Raw genomic sequence first — 14,823 nt, forward strand, 5'->3', positions numbered from 1 at the left:
GCGCCGCCTGCATCACGCGGCGCGCATCACGCCTGCGGCAGGCCCGGTGCGCCGCTTTCGGCGACGGCAGCATCATACAACGCGGTTTGCGCGATCGCGCGGGCGATTTCCGCGTCGTCGTGCGAACCGTCGAGCATGCCCCAGCGCCGGTATTGGGACAGGAACCACTCGCCTTCGCGCGGATCGGGGCGGTTCACCGCGCCGCCGTCGTGAAAGCGGATCGGCAGCGGCGGCACGGCGAACGGCCCCGATCCGTAGTCGCCGAGCAGCCGCGGCGCGATCAGCCGGGCCGGTACGCCGAGCGCATCGGGTGACGCGAGCCAGTCGGCCGCCTCGCGACGGTGCGCGGCGCTGTCGAGCCATGCACAGGCATCGATGAGCGTGCGGATCAGCGCGCGGGCAGCGGCCGGGTACAGCGCGACGAAATCGCGCCGGGTCGCGAGCACCTTCTCCGGATGATCGGGCCAGATCTCGCTCGTGACGGCAACGGTTCGCCCCGCGCCGCAGGCCTCGGCCACCGCATGCCACGGCTCGCCGGCGCAGAAGCCGTCGAGTTCGCCGCTGGCGAGCGCGGCCACCATCTCGGGTGGCGGGATCACGACGCTGCGCACGTCGCGCAGCGGGTCGACGTCGTGCGACGCGAGCCAGTGGTTCAGCCACATCGCGTGCGTGCCGGTCGGGAACGTCTGGGCGAGGAGCGGCTTGCGGCCGAGCGTCGCAAACGCGTCGCGCACGCTGCCGCTGTTGCGATACGCGTCGGCGAGGCCGGGCGACAACGAGATCGCCTGGCCATTGCGGTTCAGCACCATCAGCGCGGCCATGTCGGCCTGCGGGCCGCCGATCCCGAGCTGCAGCCCGCAGACGAGCCCGTACAGCGCATGGGCGGCGTCGAGCTCGCCGCTCAGCAGCTTGTCGCGGACGGCGGCCCACGACGGCTGGCGGCTGAGTTCGAGCGTGAGGCCGTGTCGCGCGCCGAGGTTCAGGCGGTGCGCGACGATCAGCGGGGCCGCATCGCTCAGCGCGACGAACCCGAGGCGAAGATGCGCGCGCTCCGGCGCGACGGGGGAGGAGGTATCCATGGCGGTCATGACTCGGGTGACGCGTCGAGCAGTTGCCGCGCGACGTCGACGATGCGCAGGCCCTGATCCATCGCACGCTTGCGCAGCGTCGCGTATGCGTCGTGTTCGGACAGCCTGCGCTGGTCCATCAGCAGGCGCTTCGCGCGGTCGATCAGTTTGCGCTCCGCGAGTTCGCGTTCGACGTCGGCAAGCCGGCGACGCAGCGCGTCGTCATGCGAGAAACGGGCGAGCGCGACTTCGAGAATCGGTGCGAGGCGCTCGGCCGACAGCCCTTCGACGAGATACGCGCTGACGCCTGCGCCGACCGCCGCACGGATCAGCGACTGGTTGGCGTCGTGGCTGAACATCAGCACGGGGCGCGGCGCGGTGGCATGCATCACGGCAAGCTGCTCGAGCGTGTCGCGCGACGGCGAATCGGTATCGATGATCACGACGTCCGGACGCTGCTCCTCGACGGCGGCCGGCAGGCGCGCGGGCGTCGCGACGTCGTTCAGCATCTCGTAGCCGAGGTGCGCAAGCGCATCGCCGAGCTCGCCGATCGGCTTGTCGGTATCGGTGACGAGCAGCACGCGCAGGCGGGCGGAAGAAGCAGACGCACTCATGACGCGACCGGCGGCGGCGAAATCGTGGCGCGATGCGCGGTGCGGGGGCAACGGCCCCGCGCAGACATCGTGTCGGCGCCGCGCATGGCAGCCCGGCGGCCGGCGCCGCTGTCTTCGTGATAGGTGGGCGGCCGGTGCCGCGTGGCGTCGCGCATGCTACGCGGCCCGGGACAAGGCCGCCTCGATCGCGGCGCCCGCGTCCGGCGCGTGCTGCACGGCCGCTTCGCCGATCGCGCCGCCGACGAGGATCACCGCCGGGCTGCCGAGCCGTGCTTCGTCGATGCCGCGCGCGAGACCGCCGAGCGTGCCGGTCCAGCGGCGTTCGTCGCGCGTGCCGGCCCATTGCACGGCCGCGGCTGGTGTCGATGGCGGCAGCACGGCGAGCAGGCCGGCGGCGATGCTGTCGACGCGGCTCATTCCCATGTAGATCGCGAGCGTCGTGCCGGTCGCCGCGAGCTGCGCCCAGTCGGGTTCGCCGTGGTCCTGACGGTGCGCGGTGACGAACGTGACGCCGTGGCAATGCTCGCGGTGCGTGAGCGAGATACCGAGGCTCGCGGCGGCCGCGAATCCCGACGAGATGCCGTTGACGATCTCGACCGGAATCGCGGCGGCGCGCAGGGTCGCGAGTTCTTCGCCGGCGCGCCCGAACAGCAGTGCATCGCCGCCTTTCACGCGCACCACGTGCGCGCCGCGCAGCGCGTAGCGGTGCATCAGCTTCTCGATGAATGCCTGCGGCGTGGAGCGGCAGCCGCCGCGTTTGCCGACGCGGATCACGCGTGCCTGCGGTGCGAGTTCGACGATGCCGGGCGCGACGAGATCGTCGAGCAGCAGCACGTCGGCAGCCGCCAGTGCCTTCACGGCCTTCAGCGTGAGGAGATCGGGATCGCCGGGCCCGGCGCCCAGCAGCGTGACTTTGCCTGTCGTCATGTCGTGTTCCTGTGCCGCCTGCATCCGGCGGTCGAGTGGGTGTCGTTGCGGGCGGCGGCGGGCGGTCGAAACGCACCGGTATCCAGCCGTGCCGCGCACGGGAGGACACCGTTGTCCTGATCGGCCCGCCTGAACGACGGACATGGTTTGCTGGGACTGCCCACCGGCGCCGTTGCCGGTGTCATGCACCGGATTCAGCAATATCCGGGCCAACCGGCATGACACGTCACGCTGGCGCGGCGGGAACGGCGCGCACCGCGCCGCGCGATGGCGCCATTCATGCAGGCGGCTGCCGCGCGCGGGCAGCCGCAACACCGCATCGGCGTGCATCGCGCCCCGTCAGCGCGCACCGCGATATCGCACGGCGACAGTGCTGCAGCGCACCACATCCGTGCGTCGCTGCATCACGGCGCGTCGCGGGTCGCGTGGCGTCGTGTGTCGCAAGACACCCGGCACGCCTTGCGCGGCGGGGCTGCGGGCCCGATTCGCGACGACATGGCACGGCGTTTGCGTCAGGGGGCTCGGGCGAATCAATGGCGGTTCGTCCGGCAGTACCGATTACCGACGCGCCCGGCAACGGGCTTCATGGGCAACGGCGTCCTACGCATCGGGTCTCGACGAGACCGGGTGCGCAGGACGCCGTTTTTCGTTTGGCGGATGACATGACCGACAAAGCTACCCGTATCGATCTCTTCAGCCTCCGCACCGCGCCGATGCGCGCGTTCCACCTGACGTGGATGGCGTTCTTCGTGTGCTTCTTCGCGTGGTTCGCGTGCGCGCCGCTGATGCCGTTGATCGCACGCGAATTCCACCTGACGGCGGCGCAGGTCGCCAACATCAACATCGCCGCGGTGGCCGCGACGATCGCCGTGCGGCTGCTGGTCGGCCCGCTGTGCGACCGCTTCGGCCCGCGTCGCGTGTACGTCGGCCTGCTGCTGCTCGGCGCGATCCCCGTGTTCGCGGTGTCGTTCACGCACGACTACCTGTCGTTCCTGATCTGCCGGCTCGGCATCGGCGCGATCGGCGCGGGCTTCGTGATCACGCAGTACCACACGTCGGTGATGTTCGCGCCGAACGTGGTCGGCACCGCGAACGCGACGACGGCCGGCTGGGGCAACGCCGGCGCCGGCGCGACGCAGGCGCTGATGCCGCTGCTCGTCGCCGCCGGCCTGATGCTCGGCTTCGGCGAGGATGCGTCGTGGCGCATCGCGCTGGTCGTGCCGGGCGTTGCGATGCTCGTGATGGCCTGGGCTTACTGGCGCTTCACGCAGGATTGCCCGCAAGGCGACATCATCGCGCTGCGCAACGCAGGCGTGACGGTCGACAGCGGCAAGAAGGGCGGCTGGGCGAGCTTCCTCGCGGCCTGCGGCAATTATCGCGTGTGGATGCTGTTCGTCACGTATGGCGCGTGCTTCGGCGTCGAGGTGTTCATCCACAACATCGCCGCGCTTTACTACGTCGATCACTTCAGCCTGTCGCTGAAGGACGCAGGGTTCGCGGTCGGCCTGTTCGGGCTGCTCGCCTTGTTTGCCCGTGCGCTCGGCGGCTGGCTGTCCGACAGGATCGCCGCGCGCCGCAGCCTCGACGTGCGCGCGACGCTGCTGTGCGCGCTGATCGTCGGCGAAGGGCTCGGGCTGACCTGGTTCTCGCATGCGCAAAGCGTCGGCATCGCGCTCGTCGCGATGCTCGGCTTCGGCCTGTTCACGCACATGGCGTGCGGCGCGACCTACGCGCTGGTGCCGTTCATCGACCGCAAGGCACTCGGCGGCGTGGCGGGGATCGTCGGCGCGGGCGGCAACGTCGGCGCGGTGGCGGCGAGCTTCCTGCTGAAGGGCGTCGGCGACGTGCAGCACACGCTGAGCCTGCTCGGCCTGGCCGTCACCGCGACCGCGCTGTGCGCGATGGCCGTGCGCTTCAGCGAAGAACACAAGGCGCGCGAAGCCGAGCTGCGCGACCGCGCGCTGGCCGCCGGCAGCGTCGCGAACTGATCGACCGAAGGAAACGTCATCATGAAACTCATCGTCATCGGCCACGGCATGGTCGGCCACAAGCTCCTCGAATGCATCGCGGCGGAAGCGGGCGCCACGGGCGCGCTGCAGGTCACCGTGCTCGGCGAGGAACCGCGCCCCGCGTACGACCGCGTGCACCTGTCCGAATTCTTCGCGGGCAAGTCGGCGGACGACCTGTCGCTCGTTGAACCCGGCTTCTTCGAGCGTCATCCGGCGTTCGACCTGCGCCTGAACGCACAAGTCGCGTCGATCGACCGCGCCGCGCATACGGTCACGCTCGCGTCCGGCGAAACGCTCGCGTACGACAAGCTGGTGCTCGCGACGGGTTCGCGCCCGTTCGTGCCGCCGATGCCGGGGCGCGATCGCGACGGCTGCTTCGTGTACCGGACGATCGAGGATCTCGAAGCGATGCAGGCGTGCGGCGCGCACGCGAAGCGCGGCGTGGTGATCGGCGGCGGGCTGCTCGGCCTCGAATGCGCGAAAGCGCTGCGCGACATGGGGCTCGACACGCACGTCGTCGAATTCGCGCCGCGGCTGATGGCCGTGCAGGTCGACGACGGCGGCGGCCGGATGCTGCGCGCGAAGATCGAGGCGCTCGGCGTGACCGTGCATACGGGCAAGAACACGCTCGAGATCGTCGATGGCGAAGCAGGCACGCACCGGATGGCGTTTGCCGACGGTACGCACCTCGACGCCGACATGATCGTGTTCTCGGCCGGTATCCGCGCACGCGACGAACTGGCCCGCGCATGCGGGCTCGACATCGGCCCGCGCGGCGGCGTCGCGATCGACGACGCCTGCCGCACGAGCGACGCCGACATCTACGCGATCGGCGAATGCGCGGCCTGGAACGGCATGGTGTACGGCCTCGTCGCACCCGGCTACGACATGGCGCGCGTGGTCGCGAAGCAGCTCGGCGGCGATGCGGACGGTGCAGTGGCGGTCGTATTCGCGGGCGCCGACATGAGCACGAAGCTGAAGCTGATGGGCGTGGATGTCGCAAGCATCGGCGACGCGCACGGCACGACCGCCGGCAGCCGCACCTATCAGTACGCGGACGAGCGCCGCCAGGTCTACAAGAAGCTCGTGGTGTCCGACTGCGGCAAGTTCCTGCACGGCGCGGTGATGGTCGGCGACGCGGCCGAATACGGCACGCTGCTGCAGATGATGCTGAACCGCATCGAGCTGCCCGAGTCGCCGGAATTCCTGATCCTGCCGTCGTCGGATGGCGCTGCGAAGCCGGCGATCGGTGTCGACGCGCTGCCTGCGGCCGCGCAGATCTGCTCGTGCAACAACGTGTCGAAGTCGCAAATCTGCACGGCGGTCGCGGACGGCGCGACGAGCCTCGGCGCGCTGAAGACGTGCACGGGCGCGGGCACGTCGTGCGGCGGCTGCGTGCCGCTCGTCACGCAGATCATGAAGGCCGAGATGAAGAAGCAGGGCCTCGCGGTGAACAACCATATCTGCGAGCACTTTCCGCATTCGCGCCAGGCGTTGTTCCACCTGATCCGCGTCGAGCGCATCACGACCTTCGACGAACTGCTCGCGAAGCACGGCCACGGCCTCGGCTGCGACGTGTGCAAGCCGGCGGTGGCGGGCATTCTCGCGTCGTGTTTCAACGAATTCGTGCTGAAGAAGGCGCACGCCGGGCTGCAGGATTCGAACGACTACTACCTCGCGAACATCCAGCGCGACGGCACGTACTCGGTCGTGCCGCGCATGCCGGGCGGCGAAGTCACGCCGGAAGGGCTGATCGCGGTGGGCCAGGTCGCACGGAAGTACGGGCTCTACACGAAGATCACCGGCGGCCAGCGTGTCGACCTGTTCGGCGCACGCGTCGAGCAGCTGCCGTCGATCTGGGAAGAACTGATCGCGGCCGGCTTCGAATCGGGGCATGCGTACGGCAAAGCGCTGCGCACCGTGAAGTCGTGCGTCGGGTCGACGTGGTGCCGCTACGGCGTCGGCGATTCGGTCGGCCTCGCGATCGACCTCGAGAACCGCTACAAGGGCCTGCGCGCGCCGCACAAGATCAAGTTCGGCGTATCGGGCTGCACGCGCGAGTGCGCGGAAGCGCAGGGCAAGGACGTCGGCATCATCGCGACCGAGAAGGGCTGGAACCTGTACGTGTGCGGCAACGGCGGGATGAAGCCGCGCCACGCGGAGCTGCTCGCGTCCGACCTCGACCGCGCCACGCTGGTCCGCTACGTCGACCGTTTCCTGATGTTCTACGTGCGCACCGCCGACCGGCTGCAACGCACCAGCGTGTGGCGCGACAACCTCGAAGGCGGCCTCGACTACCTGGTCGACGTGGTCGTGCACGACAAGCTCGGGATCGGCGCCGAACTCGAAGCCGACATGCAGCACGTGGTCGACACCTACGAGTGCGAATGGAAGAAGGCCGTCACCGATCCCGACACGCGCAGGCGCTTCCGCCACTTCGTGAACAGCGACGCGCCGGACGAGAACATCGCGTTCGTCGAGACGCGCGGCCAGATTCGCCCCGCGACGCCCGACGAGCGCGTGCGCGGCAAGCTCGTGACGATTCCCGTGGTTGTCGAAGGCGCGACGCAGGCCGTGACCGAATCCGCAACCGTTTGATCCCGACCGACACCAGCGTCCTTTCCAAGGAGTCCATCATGAACGATCGTCTTCCGCTGTCCTGGACCCGCGTGTGCCCGCTCGACGAGATCGTGCCGAACACCGGCGTGTGTGCACTCGTCAACGGCGAGCAGGTCGCGGTGTTTCACGTCGCGCATGCCGAGGCAGGCGGCGTGTTCGCGATCGACAACGTCGATCCCGTGTCGCGGGCGGCCGTGATGTCGCGCGGGCTGATCGGCAGCCTCGGCGAGCGCGTCGTCGTCGCGTCGCCGCTGTACAAGCAGCATTTCGACCTGCGCACCGGCGAATGCGTCGAGGCGCCCGAGCAGTCGGTGCGCGCGTATCCGTCGCGGGTCGAGGACGGCTTCGTGTGGGTCGCGGCCTGACCGCCCCGGAGCACGCATGAGCGCCACTCCTGTCAAGAGCGTGTGCCCGTACTGCGGCGTCGGCTGCGGGATGGTGCTGCACGTCGAGGAAGGCGAAGTCGTCAAGGTGTCCGGCGACGCCGACCATCCGGCCAACTTCGGGCGGCTGTGCACGAAGGGTTCTTCGGCGCACGTCGCGCTGCGCCGTTCGGGGCGGCTCGACCGCGCGTTCGTGCGCCGGGCGCGCGAGGACGACCTGGTGCCGCTGCCGGCGCGCGACGCGATCGCCGAAACCGCGCGCCGCCTGCGCGCAGTGCTCGATGCGCACGGGCCCGACGCGCTGTCGTTCTACGTGTCGGGGCAGATGTCGATCGAGGCGCAATACCTCGTCAACAAGCTCGCGAAGGGTTTCGTCGGCACCCACAACATCGAGTCGAACTCGCGCCTCTGCATGGCGAGCGCGAGCACCGGCTACAAGCAGTCGCTCGGCGCGGACGGCCCGCCCGGGTCGTACCAGGACTTCGATCGCGCGAACCTGTTCTTCGTGATCGGCGCGAACATGGCCGATTGCCACCCGATCCTGTTCCTGCGGATGATGGATCGCGTGAAGGCCGGCGCGAAGCTGATCGTCGTCGATCCGCGTCGCACCGGCACGGCCGACAAGGCCGACCTGTTCCTGCAGATCCGGCCGGGCACCGATCTCGCGCTGATCAACGGGCTGCTGCACCTGCTGCATGCGAACGGCCGCACCGATGCCGCGTTCATCGATGCGTACACCGAAGGCTGGGACGCGATGCCCGCGCTCCTTGCCGACTACACGCCCGAGCGCGTCGCGGCAATCACGGGGCTCGCGCAAGCCGACCTGCGCACGGCCGCGCAATGGATCGGCGACGCGCAGGAGTGGATGAGCTGCTGGACGATGGGGCTCAACCAGAGCACGCACGGCGTGTGGAACACCAATGCGATCTGCAACCTGCATCTCGCGACGGGCAGGATTTGCCGCCCCGGCAGCGGGCCGTTCTCGCTGACGGGCCAGCCGAACGCGATGGGCGGCCGCGAGATGGGCTACATGGGGCCGGGGCTACCGGGGCAGCGCTCGGTGTTGTCCGACGACGATCGCCGTTTCGTCGAGAACCTGTGGCGCGTGCCGGCCGGCTCGCTGCGCAAGGAGACGGGGCAAGGCACGGTCGACCTGTTTTCGCGGATGGCGGCCGGCGACGTCAAGGCATGCTGGATCGTCTGCACGAACCCGGTCGCCACGGTGCCGAACCGGCGAAACGTGATCGCCGGGTTGCAGGCCGCCGAGCTCGTGATCGCGCAGGATGCATTCCTCGACACCGAGACCAACCGCTATGCGGACATCCTGCTGCCCGGCGCGCTGTGGGCCGAAGGCGACGGCGTGATGGTCAACTCCGAGCGCAACATGACGCTGATGCGCGCCGCGATCGCGCCGCCGGGCGACGCGCTGCCCGACTGGCGCATCGTCGCGGAAGTCGCGCGCGCGATGGGCTTCGGCGACGCATTCGACTATGCGTCGGCGGCCGACGTGTTTGACGAGATCGTCCGCTTCTCGAATCCGGCGACCGGCTACGACCTGCGCGGCGCGAGCCATGCGGCGCTGCGCGACGGGCCCGTGCAGTGGCCGGTCGCGCCGGGCACCGCGCGCGAGCGGCACCCGATCCGCTACCTGAACGACGGCGTGAGCCAGACGCTGCGTCCGGCAGCCGGAGGCAACGACGCACCCCGCGTCGCGTTCCCGACACCGTCGGGCAAGGCGCGCTTCTTCGCTCGGTCGCACGTCGATCCGGCCGAGCTGCCCGACGATACGTTCCCGATCGTGCTGAACACCGGGCGGCTGCAGCATCAATGGCACACGATGACCAAGACGGGCAAGGTCGCGATGCTGAACAAGCTCAACCCGCGCCCGTTCGTCGAACTGCACCCGGACGATGCGAGCGCGCTCGGCATCGCCGCGAAGGACAGCGTCGAGATCCGCTCGGCGCGTGGCCGCGCGGTGCTGCCGGCCGTCGTGACCGGGCGCGTGCAGCGCGGCAACTGCTTCGCGCCGATGCACTGGAACGACGTGTACGGCGACGACTTGTGCATCAACGCGGTGACGAACGACGCGATCGATCCGGAATCGCAGCAACCCGAACTGAAATACTGCGCGGTCGCGCTGCGGCGCGTCGAGACGGATGCGTTCGCGTCCGCCGCCGACGAGACGGCGCAACCCGGCGCACGCGCCGACGACGCGCTGCCCGCGCCGGTGATGGCGCAGGCGACCGCTTCACAGGAATCGGACATGGCAGACATCGACACTTTCGCGGCCGCGCTCGGCGTGGCCGACCTCGCGCCGCCGCCGTTGACGGACACCGAACGGCTGTATGTGGCCGGCCTCGTCAGCGGGCTGAAGGCGAGCGCCGGCCGGCGCGAGGGCGGCGTGCCCGTCCTGCCGGCCGGCGCGCCGCTCACGCCGCCGGTGCGGTTCTGGCTCGACGGCATGCTGGCCGGGCTGTTCAGCCGCTCGCTGCCGGCGAATGTGCCGGCGAGTGTGCCGGTAGCGACGCCTGCGCGGCCGGCCGATGCCGGCGCGTCCGGCGGCGTGCGGATCGTGCGCACGCGGCCGAAGGTCGTGCTGCTGTGGGCATCGCAGACCGGAAACATCGAATCGTTGACCGAGGATTACGCGACGCAACTGATGAGTGCGGGCTTCGAGATCCGCGCCGCGTGCATGTCCGACTATCCGGTGGCGTCGCTCGCCAGTGCGCAATACGTGCTGCTGATGACGAGCACGTTCGGCGATGGCGATGCGCCCGACAACGGCAGCGAATTCTGGGAAGCGCTGCAGTCCGGCAGCGCCGCGCGCCTCGACGGCGTGCACTACGCGGTGCTCGCGTTCGGGGATCGCAACTACGACCAGTTCTGCGGCCACGGCCGCCGCCTCGACACGCGGCTCGCGGAACTCGGCGCGGTGCGGCTCTGCGCACGCGTCGATTGCGACGTCGAATTCCAGCGCGACGCCGACCAGTGGCTCGAACGCGTCGTCGCGCGGATCAAGGCGGCCGATGCGGCGCTGCACGCGGTGCCGGCCGGCGGGATGAGCCCGTCGGGGCTGCTGCCGACGAAGGCGCATCCGGCGCCGTCGAGACTCGTCGCGAACTTGCGGCTCAATCGCCCGGGCGCCGCGAAGGACACGCGCTATGTGTCGCTGTCGACCGAAGGCGCGAACCTCGAATACGAAAGCGGCGACGCGCTCGGCGTGTGGCCGACCAACTGCCCGGAACTGGTCGACGAGCTGCTGTCCGTCACCGCGCTGAAGGCCGATGCGCCGGTGTCGATCGCCGGCGTCGGCGACATGCGCCTCGGCGACGCGCTCGCGCGTCACTTCGACATCACGCGCCCGCATCCGGACACGCTTGCCTTCATCGCGTCGCGCAGCGCGAACGGCGCGCTGAAGTCGTTGCTCGGCGACGACCGCAAGGGTGACCTGAAGCAATGGTTGTGGGGGCAACAGCTTGCGGACGTGCTGCACGAGTTCCCGGTCGAGCTGTCGGGCGCCGAACTGGTCGGGATGCTCAAGCGCATGCAGCCGCGCCTCTATTCGATCGCGTCGAGCCCGAGCGCGCACCAGGGCGAGATCCACCTGACCGTGTCGGCCGTGCGTTATCACAACGGCCGGCGCGCGCGCAAAGGTGTCGCATCGACGTTCCTCGCCGATCGCGCGGATGACGGCCGCGTACCCGTATTCGTGCAGAAGTCCGCGCATTTCCGGCCGCCGGTGAACGGCGACGTGCCGATCGTGATGGTCGGCCCCGGGACCGGCGTCGCGCCGTTCCGCGGCTTCCTGCACGAGCGGCGGGCACGTGGCGCGCGCGGGCGCAACTGGCTGTTCTTCGGCGAGCAGCACGCGCAGACCGACTTCTACTACGGCGACGAGCTGGGCGCGATGCGCGACAGCGGCTTCCTGACGCGGCTCGACCTGGCGTTCTCACGCGACCAGGCCGACAAGATCTACGTGCAGGACCGGATGCGCGAGCAGGGCGCCGAGCTGTTCGCGTGGCTGGAGGAAGGCGCGCACTTCTACGTGTGCGGCGATGCCGCGCGGATGGCGAAGGACGTCGACACGGCGCTGAAGGCGGTGGTCGCCGAGCACGGCGGCATGTCGGACGAAGCCGCGAACGACTACGTCGCGCGGCTTTCGAAGGCACGGCGCTACATGCGGGACGTGTACTGAACGCGCGCAGCGGCGGCATGCCGTCCGCCGCTGCGCCGGCGGCTTACTGCTGCCGCTCCCACGCACGCGCCTGTTCGGTGCGCACGAACGCTTCCGACGATGCCGGCAGCAGGTTGCGGAACGCGCCGCCGTCGCTGTCGATCACGTCGACCATCTTCGCGATCATTTCCTCCGGGTCGTGCTGTTCGAGCGGGAACGTCAGCCGCTCGGGCGTCACGGTATGCACGGCCGGGTCGCGCCAGCGTCGCGCCGTCTCCATCATCCGGTCGTTGAAGCCCGTGCTGTACGGGCCGGGGTTCACGACCGCGACCTTGATCCCGTGCGGCGCGAGTTCCGCGTGCATCGCCTCGGCCACCGATTCGACCGCGTGCTTCGACGCGCAATAGGCGCCCGTGAACGGCCCCGTGATCAGGCCCGCGATCGACGATACGAACACGATCTTGCCGTGCCGGCGCGCAAGCATGCCGCGCGCGATCTGCTGCGTGAGTTCGAGCGGCCCGAACACGTTCACGTCGAACAGTGCGCGGACGATCTCGACCGGCAGGTCCACCAGCGCGCCGGCTTCGCCGACGCCTGCGTTGTTCACGAGCACGTCGACGTCGAGCTCGGCCGCGCGGGCGCGATCGTGAGGCGACGTGACGTCGAGCTTGATCGCGCGCAGCACGGTGCCGCGCTGCGCTGCGGCGTCCGCCAGTGCGTCGATTTCGGCGGTGATGCGTACGCCGGCCGTCACGTCGTGACCGCGTTCGGCGAGGCGCAGCGCGACTTCGCGGCCGAAGCCGGTGCCCGCGCCGGTGATGAGGATGCGTTTCGGTGCCATGTGCTTACCTTGTGGAGTGGAACGTTGCCGGAAAGCGGTCGCGGCAGTGCTGCGCGATCGCGGTGTCTTCGTCGACGCTGCCGCCCGAGATGCCGATCGCGCCGACGCAGCGCCCGTCGCTGTCGACGAGCGGTTCGCCGCCGCCGAACGTGACGAGCCCGCCGTGGCTGTGTTCGATGCCGCGCAGCGGACCGTCGCCCGACATCGCACCGAGCGCGCCGGTCGATGCGCGGAAGCGGACCGCCGTCAGCGCCTTGCGTTGCGCGAGATCGATCGCGCCGAGCAAGCAGTCGTCGGTGCGCGCGAACGCGAGCAGGTTCGCGCCGGCATCGACGACGGCGATGGCGATGCCGGCGACCTGCAGCGATGCGGCGTGGGCCAGTGCCGCGTCGATCGTGCGGCGGGCGGCCGCGAGCGGCAGCGCGGCGGTGAGCGGGTTCATGCGAGGCTCCGATGATGGGACGACAGGGCTAGTGTAGGCAGTTGCGGTATATGGGAGAATTCGCATTCCGCTCGAAGGCGTTTCAAGTTTTTTTAATGATGAGCAGACGCGATCCGATGGCCGGGCTGCACGTGTTCATGACCGTCGCGACGGCCGGCAACTTCACGCGTGCCGCCGCCGCACTGGGCCTGACGCCGGCGGCCGTCAGCCTCGCGATCGGGCAGCTCGAGGGCGAGCTGAACGTGAAGCTGTTCAATCGCAGCACGCGCGGCGTGAGCCTGACGGAAGCCGGCCAGCGCTACTGGCGGCAGACGGAGCCTGCGTACCGGCAGGTCATGCAGGCCCGCGACGAGCTGAAGGATGCGCGCAGCGAGCCGAACGGGGTGTTGCGCGTGACCGCGCTGCCGCTCGCGCGTACGCTCGTGATCGCGCCGGTGCTCGCCACGTTTCGCGAACGCTACCCGAAAGTCCGGCTCGAGATCCGCTACGAGAACGAACTGGTCGATATCGCGAAGGACGGGTTCGATGCGGGGATTCGCCTGGCCGACCGGTTGCAGCCGGGCATGATCGGCGTGCGGATCGCGCCGGCGTTGACATGTGCGCTGGTTGCGTCGCCCGGGTATCTGGCGCGGTATGGCGCGCCGGCGTCGATTGCCGGGCTCGAGCGGCATGCGTGCATCCGTTTCCGGTTCTCGGAGAGCGGGCGCCTGCATAAATGGCTGTTGCGCGACGGGCAGCGCGACGTCGACCTCGATCCGGACGGCGTGTTCGTGACGAACGACGCCGACGCGGTGATCGATGCGGCGCGCGAGGGTGTCGGCATCGCGTTCGCGTTCATGCGCGAGCGGATCGAGCAGGACTTGCGCGCCGGCACGCTCGTCGAGGTGCTGCCCGGTGCGTGCCGCACGCTGCCGCCGATGTGGCTGTACTACGTCAATCGCAAGCACGTGCCGGCCAAGCTGCGCGCGTTCATCGACGTGCTGCGCGAACGCAACGGCGCGGACGACGCGTAGCCGTATCGGCCGTCGGCGCATGATGGCGGCTCCACCCACGAAGCCATGGAGTCGCGTCATGACGGCATTCCCGTATTTCCCGATTCGAACCCTTGCAATCGCTGCAGTGCTGGCCGGCGCCGCGATCGGTGGCGCACCGGCCATCGGCCAGACGTCGACCGTGCCGGCCGGATCGGCTGCCGCGACGCCCGACAACGCGGTACTGCTCACGGTATTCCTGAAACACGACCAGTCGCGCCCGCTTGCCGAGCTGAATGCGCAGCTCGCGAAGCAGGGGTTCTACAAGGCGTTTCCGCCGCCGGGCGTGGAGGTGGTGAGTTGGACCGTGACGATGGGGATCGGGCAGATCGTCGTGCTGCGGTTGCCGGCGTCGCGGCTGCGCGAGGTCAATCGGGTGCTCGAGGATACGGCGTGGGGCGCGTATCGGACGGAGTTCTATCCGACCTACGACTACAAGGCGATCGGGTTGGGGGAGCATGAGCGGGCGGAATGAGGTAGCGAGCGTTGCGCTTTGGTCGCGCGGCCATGCGTGCGATATCGGCAGGTTTTTAATTCGATTCGGATATGTCGGAGACTATCCTTGATATTTGAATTAAGGGCCGTGGAATTTATATGTTTCGTCCGTGGTCGATTGAAAATAATTAGATTGGTCTATTAATGGTTTTCAAATAAAAGCACCGGATTTTTTTCATGTTTTGTCCATCGGTGAGTGACGGGCATTGTCGTAGGCGTTG

Annotated in this window: 11 protein-coding genes; 6 read left to right on the forward strand and 5 right to left on the reverse strand. The window is 69.2% G+C overall.

Features of this window, described 5'->3' with window-relative positions; all coding sequences use genetic code 11:
• Positions 1-26: 26 nt before the first annotated feature.
• From ACPTTC_RS24590 to cobA, 3 genes are all read right to left on the reverse strand, one after another.
• Complete coding sequence (locus ACPTTC_RS24590) at positions 27-1,079, reverse strand: CmpA/NrtA family ABC transporter substrate-binding protein (RefSeq protein WP_423394289.1); 1,053 nt, start codon at positions 1,077-1,079, stop codon at positions 27-29.
• A gap of 5 nt (positions 1,080-1,084) precedes the next feature.
• Entirely contained in the window at positions 1,085-1,681 is a 597-nt protein-coding gene (locus ACPTTC_RS24595) for an ANTAR domain-containing response regulator (RefSeq protein WP_175966346.1), read from the reverse strand.
• 156 nt (positions 1,682-1,837) lie between these two features.
• Entirely contained in the window at positions 1,838-2,608 is a 771-nt protein-coding gene (cobA, locus tag ACPTTC_RS24600; protein ID WP_423394290.1) for a uroporphyrinogen-III C-methyltransferase, read from the reverse strand.
• A 662-nt stretch (positions 2,609-3,270) separates the two neighbouring features.
• On the opposite strand from cobA, the gene ACPTTC_RS24605 reads away from it, so the two are divergent.
• Genes ACPTTC_RS24605 through ACPTTC_RS24620 form a run of 4 tightly spaced genes read left to right on the forward strand, consistent with a single transcriptional unit; the run spans position 3,271 to position 11,814 of the window.
• The gene (locus ACPTTC_RS24605) at positions 3,271-4,596 is read left to right on the forward strand and encodes an MFS transporter (RefSeq protein ID WP_423394291.1); all 1,326 of its coding nucleotides are present in this window, start codon (positions 3,271-3,273) and stop codon (positions 4,594-4,596) included.
• Positions 4,597-4,617: 21 nt separating this feature from the next.
• Positions 4,618-7,215 carry a nitrite reductase large subunit NirB gene (gene nirB / locus ACPTTC_RS24610; protein ID WP_423394292.1) on the forward strand — a complete coding sequence of 866 codons (2,598 nt, stop codon included), beginning with the start codon at positions 4,618-4,620 and terminating at the stop codon, positions 7,213-7,215.
• A gap of 38 nt (positions 7,216-7,253) precedes the next feature.
• Positions 7,254-7,601, forward strand: coding sequence for a nitrite reductase small subunit NirD (gene nirD, locus ACPTTC_RS24615; RefSeq protein WP_423394293.1), 348 nt, complete (start codon positions 7,254-7,256; stop codon positions 7,599-7,601).
• A 16-nt stretch (positions 7,602-7,617) separates the two neighbouring features.
• Entirely contained in the window at positions 7,618-11,814 is a 4,197-nt protein-coding gene (locus ACPTTC_RS24620; protein WP_423394294.1) for a molybdopterin-dependent oxidoreductase, read from the forward strand.
• A gap of 43 nt (positions 11,815-11,857) precedes the next feature.
• On the opposite strand, the gene ACPTTC_RS24625 is transcribed toward ACPTTC_RS24620, so the two are convergent.
• Positions 11,858-12,634, reverse strand: a complete 777-nt coding sequence (locus tag ACPTTC_RS24625; protein WP_423394295.1) for an SDR family oxidoreductase — start codon at positions 12,632-12,634, stop codon at positions 11,858-11,860.
• Positions 12,635-12,638: 4 nt separating this feature from the next.
• A complete protein-coding gene (locus ACPTTC_RS24630; protein ID WP_175953890.1) occupies positions 12,639-13,076 on the reverse strand; it encodes a GlcG/HbpS family heme-binding protein in 438 nt (145 codons plus the stop codon).
• A gap of 98 nt (positions 13,077-13,174) precedes the next feature.
• On the opposite strand from ACPTTC_RS24630, the gene ACPTTC_RS24635 reads away from it, so the two are divergent.
• Together ACPTTC_RS24635 and ACPTTC_RS24640 are read left to right on the forward strand one after the other, a co-directional pair.
• Entirely contained in the window at positions 13,175-14,089 is a 915-nt protein-coding gene (locus tag ACPTTC_RS24635; RefSeq protein WP_423395709.1) for a LysR family transcriptional regulator, read from the forward strand.
• Positions 14,090-14,147: 58 nt separating this feature from the next.
• Complete coding sequence (locus ACPTTC_RS24640; protein ID WP_423394296.1) at positions 14,148-14,582, forward strand: hypothetical protein; 435 nt, start codon at positions 14,148-14,150, stop codon at positions 14,580-14,582.
• Positions 14,583-14,823 lie beyond the last annotated feature (241 nt).

The organism is Burkholderia mycopellens, assembly GCF_964265025.1.
GTDB lineage: Bacteria > Pseudomonadota > Gammaproteobacteria > Burkholderiales > Burkholderiaceae > Burkholderia.